At 49.1% G+C, this 16,833-nt stretch carries 16 protein-coding genes and 1 pseudogene; 16 read left to right on the forward strand and 1 reads right to left on the reverse strand.

Translation table 11 applies throughout. The features are described from left to right. Positions 1 to 83 precede the first annotated feature (83 nt). The 16 genes and pseudogenes from Q0P86_RS14615 (at position 84) to Q0P86_RS14690 (ending at position 16,077) form a co-directional block, all read left to right on the forward strand. Positions 84 to 656, forward strand: coding sequence for a hypothetical protein (locus Q0P86_RS14615; protein ID WP_295040468.1), 573 nt, complete (start codon positions 84 to 86; stop codon positions 654 to 656). A 245-nt stretch (positions 657 to 901) separates the two neighbouring features. Further along, positions 902 to 1,891 (forward strand): hypothetical protein, encoded by a 990-nt coding sequence (locus tag Q0P86_RS14620; protein ID WP_295040470.1) that lies wholly within the window; start codon positions 902 to 904, stop codon positions 1,889 to 1,891. Then, the gene (locus Q0P86_RS14625; protein WP_295040472.1) at positions 1,866 to 2,657 is read left to right on the forward strand and encodes a hypothetical protein; all 792 of its coding nucleotides are present in this window, start codon (positions 1,866 to 1,868) and stop codon (positions 2,655 to 2,657) included. Before Q0P86_RS14620 ends, Q0P86_RS14625 begins: the two co-directional genes overlap by 26 nt. A 76-nt stretch (positions 2,658 to 2,733) precedes the next feature. Next, on the forward strand, positions 2,734 to 3,816 hold the full coding sequence (locus Q0P86_RS14630) for a Fic family protein (RefSeq protein ID WP_295040473.1): 1,083 nt from the start codon (positions 2,734 to 2,736) through the stop codon (positions 3,814 to 3,816). 71 nt (positions 3,817 to 3,887) lie between these two features. Further along, on the forward strand, positions 3,888 to 4,694 hold the full coding sequence (locus Q0P86_RS14635; protein ID WP_295040474.1) for a hypothetical protein: 807 nt from the start codon (positions 3,888 to 3,890) through the stop codon (positions 4,692 to 4,694). Between the two features lie 94 nt (positions 4,695 to 4,788). Continuing rightward, the gene (locus tag Q0P86_RS14640; protein WP_294115537.1) at positions 4,789 to 5,199 is read left to right on the forward strand and encodes a hypothetical protein; all 411 of its coding nucleotides are present in this window, start codon (positions 4,789 to 4,791) and stop codon (positions 5,197 to 5,199) included. Between the two features lie 102 nt (positions 5,200 to 5,301). Then, positions 5,302 to 6,060: an HD domain-containing protein gene (locus Q0P86_RS14645; protein ID WP_291022331.1), complete on the forward strand. Its 759-nt coding sequence runs from the start codon at positions 5,302 to 5,304 to the stop codon at positions 6,058 to 6,060. Then, positions 6,053 to 6,706: a hypothetical protein gene (locus Q0P86_RS14650; protein WP_295040477.1), complete on the forward strand. Its 654-nt coding sequence runs from the start codon at positions 6,053 to 6,055 to the stop codon at positions 6,704 to 6,706. The genes Q0P86_RS14645 and Q0P86_RS14650 overlap by 8 nt, the downstream gene beginning before the upstream one ends. Positions 6,707 to 6,855: 149 nt before the next feature. Then, complete coding sequence (gene dapB / locus Q0P86_RS14655; protein WP_290994665.1) at positions 6,856 to 7,686, forward strand: dihydrodipicolinate reductase; 831 nt, start codon at positions 6,856 to 6,858, stop codon at positions 7,684 to 7,686. A gap of 135 nt (positions 7,687 to 7,821) precedes the next feature. Further along, positions 7,822 to 8,838, forward strand: a complete 1,017-nt coding sequence (locus Q0P86_RS14660) for an ABC transporter permease subunit (RefSeq protein ID WP_290994667.1) — start codon at positions 7,822 to 7,824, stop codon at positions 8,836 to 8,838. Positions 8,839 to 8,940: 102 nt separating this feature from the next. Then, a complete protein-coding gene (locus Q0P86_RS14665; protein WP_295040479.1) occupies positions 8,941 to 9,762 on the forward strand; it encodes a mechanosensitive ion channel family protein in 822 nt (273 codons plus the stop codon). A gap of 109 nt (positions 9,763 to 9,871) precedes the next feature. After that, positions 9,872 to 10,459: pseudogene (locus tag Q0P86_RS16960) on the forward strand (ATP/GTP-binding protein); the annotation flags it as partial. Between the two features lie 395 nt (positions 10,460 to 10,854). Beyond that, positions 10,855 to 11,274, forward strand: a complete 420-nt coding sequence (locus Q0P86_RS14675; RefSeq protein ID WP_290994675.1) for a roadblock/LC7 domain-containing protein — start codon at positions 10,855 to 10,857, stop codon at positions 11,272 to 11,274. Between the two features lie 20 nt (positions 11,275 to 11,294). Continuing rightward, positions 11,295 to 11,756 carry a hypothetical protein gene (locus tag Q0P86_RS14680; RefSeq protein WP_294986154.1) on the forward strand — a complete coding sequence of 154 codons (462 nt, stop codon included), beginning with the start codon at positions 11,295 to 11,297 and terminating at the stop codon, positions 11,754 to 11,756. A 5-nt stretch (positions 11,757 to 11,761) separates the two neighbouring features. Further along, a complete protein-coding gene (locus tag Q0P86_RS14685) occupies positions 11,762 to 14,650 on the forward strand; it encodes a hypothetical protein (protein WP_295040482.1) in 2,889 nt (962 codons plus the stop codon). A gap of 83 nt (positions 14,651 to 14,733) precedes the next feature. After that, entirely contained in the window at positions 14,734 to 16,077 is a 1,344-nt protein-coding gene (locus tag Q0P86_RS14690) for a BamA/TamA family outer membrane protein (RefSeq protein WP_294115544.1), read from the forward strand. Positions 16,078 to 16,132: 55 nt separating this feature from the next. On the opposite strand, the gene Q0P86_RS14695 is transcribed toward Q0P86_RS14690, so the two are convergent. Then, positions 16,133 to 16,759 (reverse strand): outer membrane beta-barrel protein, encoded by a 627-nt coding sequence (locus Q0P86_RS14695; RefSeq protein WP_294115546.1) that lies wholly within the window; start codon positions 16,757 to 16,759, stop codon positions 16,133 to 16,135. Between the last annotated feature and the right edge of the window lie 74 nt (positions 16,760 to 16,833).

The following is a 16,833-nucleotide window of genomic DNA, read 5'->3' on the forward strand; positions in this document are numbered from 1 at the left end:
TAGGGCAGGGCCCGTATATGAAGAACCACCCGCTGTGCGGGTGGGTCCCTTTTTTCCTCCTTTTATGATTTCTTGTCTGGAAATTGCAGACTAAAAAGACTGATTTCCCTCTAGAAATTAGTTGCGAAGTTTTGGACAAAACGGCTGTTCCAGTAGGGGAAAAGAAATTCTACAATACGCGAAGCGAACAGTGCTTAGCAGATTGGATTGTTCGACCTAAATCAAATAAAGAAAAATGTGTCCCATTGACAAGTGCCATAACACCCCCTTCAGGAGATCGTAAAGACCAACGAGGAACGAAATGGAGCGATGGTGCTGTGGGCTTTATGTGCACCGGAACAAATGGTTTTCAGAACACCAAATATGTGTGTGTGTTGTCATCGGGGGCTTCACGAGGTCACGGCATTTTTGTAAATGAACAAAATCTGTGGCAGTGTGCCGTATTGTTTGCTGCTGAAAAAGTTGTTGCGCCAACTTGGCTTAATGATCGAGACCAATTCCTTCAACCAAATGCAGAACTTTCCGAAGAATTCAAGAACGATTGCTTGGTCTATATGCTGTTCAACGGTTCGAATCTCACCGCAAGTGCAAATGGCTTGGAATGGAACGGCCAAAAATGGAATCTCGTTTTATTAACTTTTAGTTGTTTTTTTTAATAAACAAAATTAGTGAAAAATGTTTGTAATTTTGAAAAATTTTTAATTTTAACACAAAAATAATGTATATTTAATGCGGGATAGGAGTGCTCCTGACCGAAATAGGGAAGGACCTCTGGGTTAGCGGCCAGAAGTCCTTTGGTGAAGAGTTTGAGAACTCAACAGCAGCTCAAAGATACCAAATTCCTTTGCCTTCGGCCAAACTTTAACCGCCCTTTGCAACTCCGAGGGCAGAGGAATGGCTTATGCCAAATTCTTTATACCTATACGCAAATAATCAGCCCCGCAAATCTCTTCCGGCTATTGTTCCTCAGTGGACAACTGCCCCTGCAAGTTCAACGAGGACTACTCGCCCCAGAGTATCTGCGTATGACATTCTCTCTGGTTCGGGGGCGTCACAGGTCCCGGTGTTTCGGCCTGCACCCAAGCCCAAGCTGACTTTTGGCCAGCTACTTGAGTCCATAAAGAACATGGACGGTTTGGTGTTTCTCCCGCAATGGCGCAACTATATGAACCGCGAACGCGCACTTGAATTATCAAGAGTTTTAAGGGATTACGGCGGCTACAATGGTCTTGAGTGGAGCCTAACCTCGGGCTTCGCAAATCCTAAGTTGGCCGCCCTGATAAGATTAAGATATCCTGATTACCCCCTCAAATTCGCCAAGGATGGCGACATTTTGTTCAAGGGCGTTTTAATTCCGGGCGCAAACATCGGTCTTGATGTGCCGCATTTTAACGCTTCGTTGAGCAAGTACTTGGACAACGACACCTACCGTCGCAATATCCCTGCGGATTGGGCTGGCTGGGCGGGTGATATGTTCACGTTTGCAAAGCAATTGGATTCTTTACACCGAGCTGATGGATTGGGAATAGATAGTTTGCGCATATTGGCGAACCACAGCCTTGGAAATTCAAAACCATTGTTCAAAAATACCTTTGGGCAAGAAGACTTCTATGCTGATATAGACGCTAGGAACATATCGACTCTTGTTAATAATGGATTGTCGTATCATGACGCAATGGACAAATATTACAACCAAAACTGCTACGGCCGTTTCGGTCATTTTGTAAATTCCTATGGTGGATGGAAAAACTTTGTGAATCATGTGAATGGTTTCTATTTTTTCCCAATGACCCCCACGGTAAATCCTATTTTTATAGAAATGGCGAAGAGTGCGTTTATACGCAAAATTCGCGAAGGAACCTTGAATGAGATGGATTGTTACATTCCTTGACGCTATCGTCTTGTTGTACTTCCTTTCCGGGATTGTCGTTTGGAAAAACGCCTTCCCGGAATACATCCATTCCGAGTATGCGGAAAAATTTAGTGAAAACGGCCTGGACGCAATCCTCTTTGTCAATGTAAATCCGTATTTCCAATTTTTAAGACCGCCTGATTGTTTCTATGACGTTTGGGTAAAACACCAAGAAGATTTGCAGTACTACAAGTTAGTAGTAGGATATTTTGGTAGAGGTGGATTTGGTTCGGACGGTTGTTCCGGGGAAAATAAGACTGTTCCTAACATTCGAGTATTCCGTACCGATAACAATTTGAAATTTATCTCTGTATATAGAATAAGTCAGTATCATTTTGATGAAGACCGCCTGGATCTATATGCGGTTCCCAAAAATGCAAATAATCGTTATGTCATGGGGATAAATCTCAAAGTTAAAAGTGATTTATCTTTTGCTGATAGTAGTGCTTCTGATGACAAAATCCTAGAAATGTACCTTGACAATCGATATGAAACATCGTGCAGCATATTTGTTCTTAGCAAAAGAACTCATTATGAACTCAGCGCCTCAGAGAATGAATCAAACCAAGCTGCCATGGAATTTTTTCGTGACACGATCCGAGTCCACGCCCTATACGATGTATTCAAACAGATGCACCTAAAGCCGGCTTGCGTGGATTCATTGGTACTGCATTATACATCAATGTTGCTAGAACAGATACCAGTCTTTTGGAAGTCGCCAAACAGGATAACGACTACTAAGTGATTGTATGATCTCGGTGAAAAGTGAAATTTTGTTCACTTGTTCTTAGTAAACATTTTTGACTAAATTTGTTTCTAAGATGCAAGAACCATTTAAGGCAGAAAATATTGAAGCCGCTTTTGAATGTATTGATAAAACGGCGTTTATAGACGAACTGGTGGATTCCGTTTCTCGCTTAAAGGTGTATTCAGCGGTACTCCAAAGATCTATTGCGCGAGAGTCGTGCATGACATCGATGTATATAAAAGAAAGTATGCATTCGAGTCGCATGGAGGGTACTCGCACGTCGTTGGAAAGTTCCCTTGAAAAGGTCGCCCTGGAAGATGATTCCGACAAGGAAACCAACGAAGTTCGGAACTATTCTGCTGCCACGCGATACGGTCGTGACTACTTGATGCGATCAGGGACGTTTACAGAAGAAATGCTTTTGGAAATGCACAGGATTCTTTTGGAAGGCAACATTCACAGGACTACTGAACAGATAGGCTGTTATCGAACTGAGCAGAACTTTATCCAGAACGAGAAATCCAAGGAAATCACCTTTGTTCCGCCTGAAGCCAAATATGTGAAACCCCTCATGGACAACTTGATTTCGTTTATGAATAAGCCGGAATCGGGCGAGCGGAATCTGGTGAATGCGGCCGTCATACATGAACAGTTCGAAACGATACACCCTTTTGCCGATGGAAATGGCCGGTTGGGGCGTATGCTTATCCCGCTATTCCTTTTCAAGGAACGTGAAATAGAAATGCCTTGGCTGTTTTTGAGCGAGGCGATTGAAAAAGAAAAGTTCCGTTATTACAAGATGTTGAACGATGTGCGGACGAACAATGCTTGGAACGAATGGATTAAATTTTTCTTGGGTATTGTGGATAGGCAATGTCTTAAGTACGAAGGGAATGTCCGGAAAATTGAAGAATTATATGTGACTAGCTTGAAAAAACTCTCCGACATATCATCTTCGCGGTTGTTGAAACAAGTGTTTTCTTGTTTTTTCAAAAGTCCGATTCAAAATAGTCGCTCCATTGAACGTGAGACAGGTCTATCCAACACTACCGTCAACCGGATGCTTGACAAACTCATCGAAAATAATATGGTGTTTGCAGATGACAAGAAACGTGGCAATGTCTATTACTTTTACGATTTGATGGAATTACTGTAAAAATGTCATTTTCTGACATTTGAATTAATGTATATTTATTAATGTAGGTCCAAAAATCACAGGAGGTCCCTATGAGCGTCGTCATCTTGAGATGGAATCCAGAAATTTCCAGCTACGGCATGGATCGTTTCAAAAATGCCATAGAAGAAGCCCGAAATACGCAAAACTACATGCTGAACTGGAGCGTGTGGGAACACGAAAAGGTTCACTGCGGGGACCGTTTCTTTATGCTTCGTGTCGGTAAGGGGAAAACTGGTGTGGTCATGAGCGGAAGGATTGTGTCCGACCCCTATCATGACGAAGACTGGTCCGGAAAAGGGCGTATGACTTATTATGTGAATATACAGCCTGATTTCTTGGTGGATACGGAGCGGGGCACGCATCTCAGCATCCGTGACCTCGAAAAGGCGCTTCCTCGATATGTATGGAAAGAAGGCCATTCGGGGATGGTGCTGAACGACTCTCTTGGGACGAAATTGGAATGGCTGTGGGTCGATTTTCTCTATAACACTTTTAGTGTCTCTGCGAAAAAGAATTTTGCTTCTAATTTGTGTGAAACAAATACAGAAAGTGTCCCTAAAACATATCATTACAGCATGGTAGTGCCTCTTCAACTGGATCTTGTGAAGAAAAGGGGTGCTGCGTGTGAAATCTGCGGCTATGATTATGAAAAGGTTTTTGATTTGGCCTTCCTAAATTACGGTGGTGTCCAGAACATCTATTATTTTTTCCCGAGCAAGCGCCCGGTAAAAAATGTTCGTCAGAATTTCCACTGCATTTGTGCCAACTGCAGAAACATATACAACGACCACCGCAACGACACAAACGGCGGGGATTTGCTCCCCTTTGAAAGCTTGGCTAAGTTGAAGCGTAAGTGAAAATAAAATTTAGTGATTTAACCTTTAAAGCCTCGCCTTTTTTAGCTTGTAGGCGGTTTGCTTGTTGATTTGGCATTCAAGAAGGCTTTCGAAGGTGCCCTTTTTCATCGAGAAGACTTCCAGCGCTTTTGGTAGGTGGCTGTTTTTCTTCCGCTACCTGAATCGCCTTAAGGATTTGCCCGAGGAACTGGACGAAAGCAAGTTCAAGCAGTTGACAGAAAGTTCAAAAGTGTCTAACTTATCAAAGAAGGAATTCGAGGCTTATCGGAATATGTATCACAAGGTCTGGGACCATAACGCCCTGCGGCGTGGCTTCTTCAAGGAATTCGCTGACGATGTCAATGCGAAGATTGAAGAACGTATTTCCGATCGAAATCGTAAAATCGCCAAACGGATGATTCTTGACAATCTGTTGTCCTATGGGAAAATTGCCGAATATTCCGGTCTTTCTGTAGAAGATGTCGTTGTCTTGTGCAGTCAGATGTGTGGCACCGACAAGAAATAGGATCTTATAATCTTGATTTTTTTCTCTGCAGGACGAAATAACATTCGTTACTATTCATTGTAGTAATTGTCTATTTAAAATAGGGAAAGCCTCCGAAAAAAAATGCAGATAGATGCTTGCCATATAGAAGATATCCTCTCTTTACGCAATCCTATTCCAGAAATCGAATTGCATAAGGACGAATTCTTTGACTTTATCGATTGTTACATGGTCGGTTGCGAACATAAGAATTTCCATTGCGAAGGCGATGTTTGGGAACATACGAAACTCGTGATTCAGAATGTCGTTGCCGAAGAACACGATTGGGTTGACGTGTTGGCGGCGTTGCTTCATGATGTGGGGAAGAAAAATGCACTAGAACGCAACAATGGCAAGAATATGCACGGGCATGAGATTGATGGGGCGAACATTGCTTTTGGCTGGCTTGGGCGTGTTGCGAAAATGGGTTTTGACCGTGAAATTCGTGAACAGGTTCTTTGGCTCATTCGAAATCACATGAAAGCTTTGGATTTAAAGGTAATGCGTTCCAAGTACGATATTTGGCAACTGGTAAAACATCCATTGTTTTGGCGGTTGCAACGCCTAGCTCGTGCCGATTGCAAATCGACTTTGGATGCTGAAGGCCATCCGCGTGATGACTTTGAAGAAATCTTGAATCGCCCTATTGTTGCGGAGTGTCTTGAAAATGAAATCCCTGTCGCCATTGTCGAAGCGGATGATTTTGTTTCGCAAAAATGGGATGATATTCGCGTGGAAAATGCTCTCGCTTTTTGCCATAAAATGCAAATCAATGGGGGAGTCCTCTCCAAAGAAAGTTTAATTCGTGCCGCCATCAAATCAATAGGAGGTAAAAATGGTTGATAACTTCAAGATTATCCGTTCGATGCTCAAATTCGAGAATCCTGGCGACTGTTATTACGTACAACTGCTCCGCAGGCAAAGTGACGACCCAAAAATTGGAGGCGTTCCTGATCCGGCGTATCACGGAAATATGCATAGTCGCTCTATTAAAGACTACTTTATTTCGTCGTTGGAGCATTTTGACGAAGTGGAAAAAGAAATCAAGACGATTTGCGATGTATTCAATGTGCGGGCCTATATCCGCCTGAACAAGCGTAACTTCAAGGATGTTTCGATGGCGATTTTCAAGCACATCACCGATGAAATCTGTTCCGGCGAGACTTATGCATCTCCGCATCACTTGGTGGCGAGTGCTGCCGGGCGTGCGAACTGTGCAGGTAAAGATAAGACCTGGGTTGTCGATGTGGATGCGGAATATGTTCCGTACAAGCAGAATATTTGCGAACTGATTGAAAAATGCGAACCTTTCCAGCCTGCAAACGGCATTCTGGAAATCCAGACGAAAAACGGATTCCATTTGATTGAGAAGCCGTTTCATACCGAGAAAATGGACGGACTCTGGTCGGGTTTCTGTGAGGAAAATTCCATCGACCTTCCTCGCTTCGATATCCATAAGGACAATCCGACTATATTGTATGCGAAATGAATGATTTGTAAGCTGAAACTATTGATATGGCATATTAAAATAATTAGAAGTTTCGCCGTATAGTCGCGAACTCGCCCGATTGAAATTGAGGTGCGGATGATAGTCGGTGAGACTTTTTCTATCTTATTATCAAAAAATTAGGAGATTTTATGTCTGTTCAAGTGATGGTAAATGGTATTCCGGGCAACATGGGCCGCATTGTGGCCGAAACCTGCGTGGCTCGCGGCCTCGAACTCGTCCCGTATTCTCTGACGGGTGAAATTATCGTTGAAAACGAAGCCGAAGTTGCCGGCAAGACCATCCAGCTTTTGAAGCCGAGCAATCGCGAAGCTCGCATTGCAGAAGTTCTCGAAAAATACCCGAACGTCATTTGTATCGATTACACGCACCCGACGGCCGTAAACGACAACGCCGCTTTCTACGTAAAGCACAAGATTCCGTTCGTGATGGGCACCACCGGCGGCGACCGCGAAGCGCTCGCCAAGCTCGTTTCCGATGCCAATCACCCGAGCGTGATTGCTCCGAACATGGCAAAGCAGATTGTCGCTTTCCAGACGATGATTGAATTCTTGGCCAAGGAATTCCCGACTGCATTCAGCGGCTACAAGCTCTCCGTGGTCGAAAGCCACCAGAAGACCAAGGCTGATACGAGCGGTACCGCGAAGGCCGTGGTGGGCGACTTCCAGAAGATGGGCTTCGATTTCACCGTCGATGATATCGAAAAGGTCCGCGACGAGAAGGAACAGATGGAACGTATGCACGTACCCGAAGAATACCTCGGCGGTCACGCCTTCCACACCTACAGCCTCGACAGCGCCGATGGTACGGTTCACTTTGAATTCCAGCACAATGTTTGCGGCCGCAAGATTTACGCCGAAGGCACCGTAGACGCCGTGAACTTCCTCGCATGCCACATTGCAAACGGAACGGCCAAACCCTTCAACATGATGGACGTCCTCCGCTCCGGCAAGATGAGATAAGTAAACAGTGATTAGTGGTTAGTAAACAGGAAGATTTAAGTGGTTTGTAAACGGTGGCTAAGTAAACAGAAATGTTCTTAATGCTATCCTAACCACCAATCACTAACTACTAACCACTAACCACCAACCACTTCTATGCGCTCCTATATCCTCCGCCGCTTGCTTTTGATGATTCCGACTCTCATCGGGATTTCGCTGGTATGCTTTATCCTTATCCAGCTGTTGCCGGGTGGACCTGTGGAGGAAATGATTTCGCGTGCGCAGCAGGCTGCGGCCATGAAGGGCGGGGTAGATGCCTCCAAGGCACTCTCACCCGACCAGATTGCGCAAATCCAGGCGTACTTCGGTTTTGACCAACCCGCCTGGAAGCGTTACCTGACTTGGCTCTGGAACGTTCTGCACCTGGACTTGGGCTCCAGTTACACATATGGGCTCCCCGTGTGGGACGTGATTACGAGCCGTTTCCCGATTTCGCTGTTCTTTGGAATCACCTCGTTCTTCCTGAGTTACCTTGTCTGTATTCCGCTGGGCCTCTGGAAGGCGGTGCATCACGGAAGCAAACTTGATTCGCTTTCTTCGGGCGTGATTTTCTCGGGCTACGTGATGCCGGGCTACGCTCTCGGTATCTTGCTGATTATATTCCTCGCGGGCGGTTCGTACCTCGACATTTTCCCGCTGGGCGGCCTCACGAGCGATGATTTCGAAGACTTTACCTTCTTCGAAAAGATTGTAGACCTCGGACACCATTTGATTTTGCCGATTTTCTGCTACATGATCAGCGAATTCGCGTTCCTGACTTTTTTGATGAAGAATTCGGCGCTCGAAGAACTCGGCAAGGACTACATGCGTACCGCGCTTGCGAAGGGCATGAGCTTTAACCAGGCGCTCGTTCGCCACGCGCTCCGTAACGCTCTGATTCCCATTGCCACGCGCCTTTCCGAAATTTGCAGCTTGATGTTTGCGGGCGCGCTCCTCATCGAGAAGGTCTTCGATATCGATGGCATGGGGCTACTTTATTACAACTCCATGGTCAACCGCGACTATAACGTGGTCATGGGAGTCATCTTCCTCAGCAGCTTGATGGCGATGATTGGGCGCCTGTTCAGCGATATCCTCTACACTCTCGTAGACCCGCGCATCAAATTCTCGTAGTAGCAGCCCTTTCATTTATCAACCTGGATACCATCACTCCTCACAGTCGTTCCAGGATGAGTTTTTCGTTTAAATGGTCGAATTTTTCTATTTTTCTTCTTGATGGATAATTTGAAAGTTTATTTTGGTAGCTGGGTGAACCACTTGATGGATCACGCAATGTTGCAGCGTCTCTTGATTGCGTTTGTCATCTTGGTGGTAGCGAAGGTGCTGTTGGTGGTTTTAAGGCGGGCTCTCGACCATGCCGAAAATAAGGGCTTCGACAAGGCGGCCAAACCGCTGATTTACTCGCTTTTTTCCTATTGCATCTACATTGTGACTTTGTTGCTATTTCTGCACGTGCTGGGTGTCAACACGGCGGGGCTCGTGGCCATGGTGGGTGCGGCGAGCTTGGCGATTGGCCTTGCGCTTAAGGATACGCTCTCGAATATTGCGTCTGGACTTTTGCTGCTGTTCCTGCGGCCGTTCAAGGCGGGGGACTACATCGAGTGTGGCAGCATCAAGGGGAATATTGTAGGAATCGGGCTTTTCAATACTACCTTCAAGACGGTGGACGGTCTGTTCGTCTCGGCGCCGAATTCGGCTCTATGGGGGCAACCGATTGTCAACTTCAGCAAGAATCCGCTTCGCAGGCTTGAAATTACGGTGGGCATCGACTACGGTGATTCCGCGGAAAAGGCGCTCGACATCATGCGCGATGTCGTGGCGGGGGAGCCGCTTTTCATGCTGAAACCTGAACCGCAGTTCTTTGTATCTTCGCTGGAAGACAGTTCGGTGAATGTCACCTTCCGCGCCTGGGCGCGTACGCAGGACTATTTTAACTTGCTCTGGAAGTATACCGCCGAGATCAAGAAGCGTTTTGCCGAAGAAAATATCACGATTCCATTCCCGCAGCGCACGATTCACGTGGTAGATAGGGCCTAAAAGGGCCCGAAGAGTCGCATAATCCTATTTGGAACGGTAAAATAGAGGCTGAAGTGGCCTCAAAATTACTTTTTTATTAAATTTGAGTTAGATATATCAAGGATGTGTAATGTCTTCGATAAATTTTGCTACTCGAGAAATTAGTTGTAAAGTCGTTTACTATGGCCCGGGCCTTAGTGGCAAGACCACCAATTTGCAGGTGATCCACCAGAAGATGCCCCAGGATAAGCGTACCGATATGGTGTCCCTGGCAACTGAAGGTGACCGTACGCTCTTTTTCGACTTTTTGCCCCTGAATTTGGGCGATATCAAGGGGTTCAAGACCCGTTTCCAGCTCTATACGGTTCCCGGTCAGGTTTATTATAACAGTACCCGTAAGTTGGTGCTCCGCGGTGTAGACGGTATCGTCTTTGTGGCGGACTCCCAGAGGTCCCGTCAGGCAGAAAACCTGGAAAGCCTCCAGAACCTGCGCCAGAACCTGCAGGACTATGGCATGGACCTGGACGATATGCCTTTCGTGCTCCAGTATAATAAGCGCGATATGGACAATGTGTTTACGCTTGATGAACTGAATGCGGAACTTAACCCGCGTAATGTGCCGTTCTTCCCGGCGACTGCCCATAATGGTAAGGGTGTCGTAACGACTTTGAAGACGATTGCCATGCTGGTGATTGAAAAGTTTAACGTGAAGCAGGGCTTCCTCCGTCAGGCTGCCGCGAATGTCGGTAATACCGGTGTTCACGATGTTTCCCTCACCAAGGAAGGGGTCTCGGTTAAGGCGACCCAGCCCGCCGCTCCGGCCCAGCCTGCTGCCGCTCCCGCAGCCGCATCGCCTTTCCGCATGCCCTCGTTTGCAGCCAAGCCGCCTCAGCCGGCCGCCCCTGGTGCACCTGCCCAGCCTTCGACTGCCGGCGCCGGTCTGTTCCAGAAAGGTGCCACGTCTTCGCCCTTCGGTCGACCCCGTGCCGCGACTACGGTTCCCCGTATGCCGACCTTCGGTCGCGATATCGCCAAACCTGCAGCCGATGCTGATGACGAAATTGAACTGCGTCCGTACGTGCCTAAGAAGAAGTAATTTAACGAGGGTGCATAATGAGCGATTTTACCATTTTTTCTGATGATGCCGAAAAAGTTCAGCGCTTGATGGTTGCCTATCAGGCGAGCGTGAAGGCTGAATATATTGTCCTTTGCCATCGTGATGGATCGATTATTGCAGAAGTAGGTTCCTTGGGAATTGATGCGACTCCGCTCGCAGTGTTGAGTACGGCTTCGTTCGACTCGGCTCTCCAGGTGGGCATGATGCTTGGCGGTGAAAATTTCCAGTCGGTTTCCTATTCTGGAGAAAACCGCTCCATCTATATTTCCCCGGTGGACCAGGCTCTCCTGCTGGTGCAGATTTTCCCGGGTTCCAGGCTGCCTAACCGTATCGAGGACTTCAACCGCCTTTTGGTGGAAAAGCTGGTCGACGCGGTGCCTGCCTTTACGCAGAATACTAGCCGCTTGGTTCGTTAAGGGCTTTTCTGGAGGCTCCGGTGTCGAAACTCCCTCCGCTGCGTAATTTGCGGAAGACGACGGTTCTAGTTATCGCCGTTTTCTTGGGTTTCTTGATTCACTGGATCCTTGTGGCCAACTGGGGCCGTGCGACTATCCGCGATTCGGCCGAGGCTGAACTGTCGCTTGCGCAGAGTGTCGTCTGTAGCCATATCGTGAACGGTTCGCCATTCGGTGTCGATAGCGTCTTTGAAGAGGGAATGCGCCTCTATTATTATTCCACGGTTTCTTCGGCGTTGCAGCTCAAGGATGACACCTTGATGCATATCTGGTTTAACGGTGCCGATACCGTGCAGAAACTTGCCTGCGATATGACGCAGGATGTGTGCCTTACGACGATTGCCCCTGCCATGCTGAAGGCGGGCGAATGGAGCGTCGATCTGGTGGCGGGCCGAAAGCTCTTGTCTACGCGGCAGTTTGTTATCGAACCTAGCGACAGGTAGTTGCGATGTCCCGGCAGTTCTGGTTGGGACTTTTCTTGTTTGCGGCATGCGCATTCGGCATGGATGTCGATTCGCTGCCGGTGTGGGACCCGTCCCTTTTGGCCCGGAATAATTCGTTTGTTCAAAATTCGGATACGGCTTCCCGGCATGATTCCATAGAGACTCACGGATACAAGACTGTGCAGGTGACCGTGGGCGATGGCGGGACGCAGGTGGATCAGGAACTGCGGCTTTCGATTACGGGAAAGTTGACCGACAGTGTCTATGTGGACGCTCTCCTTTCGGATGTGGGTCGCCGTGCGGGGGACCAGACGACGGCGACACTCCGCGAAGTGGACCAAATTTATTTTCGTGTAGAATCTCCGCATTATTTTTTGCACTTGGGAGACCTGACCTGGGTGGATTCCTCGATGGGATTTACGGGGGTGGAACGCGCTTCGTTGGGGGCCATGGGGGGCGTGCGTGGAAATTTTGGCGGAGGTTTTGCGCAGGTGCGTGGCGTGGTGGGTACCGACGAGGTTCAGCACTACACGTTTACCTTTAATGGCGTGAGCGGTCAGCAGCTGGGCTATTCGCTCGACGGAGTCGGGAATTTTATCGCGGTGGTGCCTCAGTCCGAAACGGTGTGGTTGAACGGGGTGCGCTTGACGCGCGGGCGTGATTACTTGGTGAATTATGCGGGCGGTATGCTCGATTTCAAGGGGGCGGTGGTTCCGAGCTTTGACGACGAAATCCGCGTGGAATACGATGCCTACGAGAATGACAATATCTACACCCTGTACGGTGCGGCAGCAAGTTACCGCCACCCGAACCTGTACCTGGATGTTTCCGGATTTAAGTTGGAAAACGATGTGGACCGCCTGAAACGCGGCGTGTGGACCGACGAGGATTATGCGATGCTCAAGGCGGATCGTGGCGATGAATTTGTCCGTAACGATACGCTTCCGCCGCTCAATCGCCCCGACCGAACGGAACGCATGAATGCGCGGGTGCGCGTGCAGCATAACCAGCAGTTCTATGCGGACTTTGAACTGGCGTTAAACCGGAGCGACTCCAACATTGTCTCGTCGCAGGTGGGGGGGCCCGAGGGGCGCGCATTCCGCTGGTTTGTGACAACGGACTCGACGCGTGACTTGCTGCATTTCCCCTTGGCGATGTCTGTTTACGGGAACCGCGTGCAGAAGGGTTTTGACATCTTGCAGTTCCGCGGCACGGATTTGGATTGGAACCTTTACGGACTTCGCGACCGCTGGGACTTGGCGTATGCGGATTCTTCGTTCTTGGATGACGATTTGCTGCATGACGAACTTGCGATGCGTTCGCGCTTTGCGCGTGACTGGTTCGGTTTGGCGCAGTGGGGGTACCGCCGCAATGCCGACGAGGACTGGAATTCGTCGAGGGGTGAACTCGGAGTTCAGCATCGCAACCGGTATGCTTTAGGGGAGCTCTCGCTGATTCGCGTATCGAGCCTGCAGGAGCGCGAAATGGAGCGTTACCAGGGAACGGCTAATGCGGAGTACTTGCAGGGAATGGTTCGCCCCTTTGGAACGGGTGATTTGCGCTTTACGAAAATCGATCAGGAAGGCATTCAGGACGAGGTGGTTTACGGAAAGTCATCGAGCGGCTTCGGCATCTTCTTTGATCGAGGGGAAATCCGCGAAAGCGTGGGGGGCCGCATGGCAAAGCGCCATGGCGATACCTACGGAGACGAATGGGCGGATTCCCTGTGGGCGTCGACCTGGGTGCAAGAGGCGAATTACAACAACCGCTATTTCACCTTGTCGCACCTGTTGCAGTATGAACGCGTGCGGACGGATTCTTCGGAGTCAAAAAACAGTTGGCTTGCCAATCTGGATTCCCGTTTTGGTGCCGAGGAACTGGGGGTGCAGGGAAATGTCTCGTACAAGTTGGGCTTGACCGAAGAACAGATTTACACGGCGGTGTATAAGGCTGTGGCTCCGGGAACAGGCGATGTGCGCTACGACAGTTTGACCGCGAGCTATATCGAGGGCGTGGACAACGGTGACTTTGTTTACGAGGGGATGGGCCGTAACGATTCTGTGGGAGCGGTACTTTCGTCCGATGCGGAGTTCGGTATGGAATTGCGTTTTAATCCGGGGCTTGCCTTGGGAATTCGAGAGGGCTTTTTGCGCGATGTGACTTTTGGTGGTTCTTACGAGGGCGAGGGGAGCGATACGACAGGACGCAAGATTTATTTTCCGCCGGTGAATCGTTCGCAGTTGCATCGCATGACTTCGGGGCGTATGGCGGTGGAGGGGCTTGTCGATTGGCAACATCCGTCGGGGGTGTCACTAGCCTATAAGCCGGGGGCGTCGTTTGACAAGAAGCTTTCTTCGATTTCGTACTACGAGACATCTTATTCGCATCAGTTCGATGCGGGGTATCGAATCAACCTGGACCATTTTGTCGGTGGTGAACTCCTGGTTCAGGAAAATGAGCTTTCGGCGATGCAGGAATGGGAGTGGGATATTTACGATTGCTCGCTGCGATACCGTTTCGATTTCTTGCAGGGGTTTTTCGTGCAGCCACTGGGCCGTTACCGTACGGGCGAAGGCACCGACGGCTCCGGCTATGAAGTGGGAAAATTTGACGCGAATCTGTGGGAAGGCGCTTTGCGCGTTGGTTACCATAAGCAAAAAAAGGTGAATTCCTACGCGAAATTTTCGGTGGTGCAGGTGGATAGCCATGGCGACATTATTCCGTACCAGGTGATGGCGGGGTACAACGACGGAAGAACTTACCGTTTTGAATTTTCGCTGTCAGTAGATATCAATGACTTTTTATCAATGGGTTGTCTTTATATTTTGCGTTTTGGCGATGCCGAAGAGAATATCTTCCAGAAATTGAGCACCGAGGTGAGGGCGTACTTCTAATGCGGAATTCGGAATTCAGAGTTCGGAATTTATTTTGTGGGCATGGCTCCTGTAAGGTGAAGTGCTTCCTTTTTGTTGTCACAATGTTTTTCGTTGTTGTAGCATCTTCTGCTTCGGAAGGGTGCCGCGTTACGGCAGTGCGGTGGTCGGGGGTGCATGAACCTTACGACGAGTCGCAAATGGCGTCGGTTGTGGGGGAACCCTGCGAAAACTGGACTCTCGCGCGGGACCAGCTTTTGCGCTATTACGAAAATCACGGATTCCTGGCGGCGAAACTTTCGGGAAGTATCGATAGCGCTGGCGTTCTGAATTTGCAGATGGAGCGCGGCTCGGCATGGGTGTGGGCGGAACCAGAGAATCTGGACTCGTCGGGAAGCAGCCCCGAGGTATTCCGTAGGCAGACGGGAATCGTTACCGGAAATTTGGTGTCAAAGCAGGACCTGGAACGCTCCGATATGAAACTGGCCCGAATCGGTTATTACGACCGTGTGGCGCCTGTGCAGATGTACCGTGATCCGACCCGGAATCGCATTATTCCCGTTTATCGGATGCAGGCGGCGGCCGTTTCGGAGGCGTATGCGCTTCTGACTTATTCCAGTGAGACCGACGTGTGGGAAGGCAACGTGAATGTTTCGCTTTACAATATCCGCGGGACTGCGCGCGACCTTTTCTTGCAAGGTTTCACCTCCGACGAAGCACGCCGCCTGGAAGGCTCCTATAAGGAACCGTGGATTCTGGGGACCGCCTGGGATGTTGTCGCTCGAGGCTACTTCGACGAGGATTCTTCGACGCGCGAGGCTTATGGTGAACTAGGTGTTTCGCGCGACATCGGCTTCGATTTTAACATGGGCATTTTCCTGGGTGTCGGCAATAACCGCAAGACTTCGTCGCTAGAACTCTCCTATGTTTCGCTGGACCGATTTGTGCTGCCCCGCTCGGGTACGCGCTTTAAGGGCTCGGTCGTCTGGAATATGGCCCGCCCGGATTCGCTGGACAATTTCTTGCGGGCGGGCGCGAAGCTTGTTCACTATATTCCCTTCTACGGAAATTGGATGACGCGCTTCAGCGGTGCCGCCGGTGGAATTTTCCCGACCGATGCGACTCTTGACCGACTGGATTACTTTGCGCTTGGCGGTATGGATAGCTTTAGGGGAATGGACGTGCGCTTTGTGCGTAGCCGTTCCTATGGGTATTCCGAAGTGGCGTTGCTGTGGCAGTATGGTTATGACCTCTCGATCGAGGCTTTCTATCAGCCGGGACTTTATCGCGCGCTTGCGCCTGGTCATGGCTGGAAACGTGAGCATGATTACGGTGTCGCCTTTACGCAATATCGCGGCAACTGGAGCGTAAATCTTTACTATGCGTTACGAAACGGCGAAAATTACTTGGACGGAATTATAGGCTTCGGTCTGAAAACGCTGTTCTAAATAAAAAAAAGAACCCGCTCGGGTGAGCGGATCGAAAATCGCTTGTCGGTTTTGGTTACCTGTAGTTGAACCAGTAACCGATGCCGAGGCTGAGGCGGGAATTGGACCATTCGGCATGCTTGTACATATCGGTCACGCCGTAGGTGTACCTGAAGTTGAATTCAAGACCGAAGCCCAGAGTAAAACCGAGGCCAGCGCCGAGTTCCACGTTCAGGAGTTCCTGCTCGTCGTTGCTATCCCATTCTTCGGCGTAACCCGAGTACCACTGTTCGAAAAGGTTGATATCGAAGGTGGCGCCCGCTTCCATGAAGAAGCTGTTGGAAAGGTAGAAGCGTGCCATGGCGGGAATCGTGATGGCCATGCCGATGGTCATGTCGTCATCGACATCGTCGCTGCTGTGGGTGCCGTAGCCAGTGTCGTCATCACCGTTGGTAAATATTGCGACGTTCAGCATCAGGCCAAGTCCTGTATGGAGGCCGATGCGGGAATTGAATCCGATCAAGGCGTCGAAGGCCAGCTGCGTGTACGATGCGCTGTAGTCGCCAAAGTCGGGAGCATTTTTACCCTGGAAGATAACGGAACCTTCGGTGAGGCTGGCGCCGAACACGTTGGGGCTGTTGATTGCTGCGGATGCGCTGGTAAATGCCATCAAGAAAATGGCGAGAGTGATAATTTTTTTCATTTTAATCTCCTAATATCTTAAGGGAACCTCTAAAAATACATTCTTTTCCTGAAGATGGGCTTATTTGTCGTTTT

It is taken from the genome of uncultured Fibrobacter sp. (assembly GCF_946062555.1).
In the GTDB taxonomy this organism is placed as follows: Bacteria; Fibrobacterota; Fibrobacteria; order Fibrobacterales; family Fibrobacteraceae; genus Fibrobacter.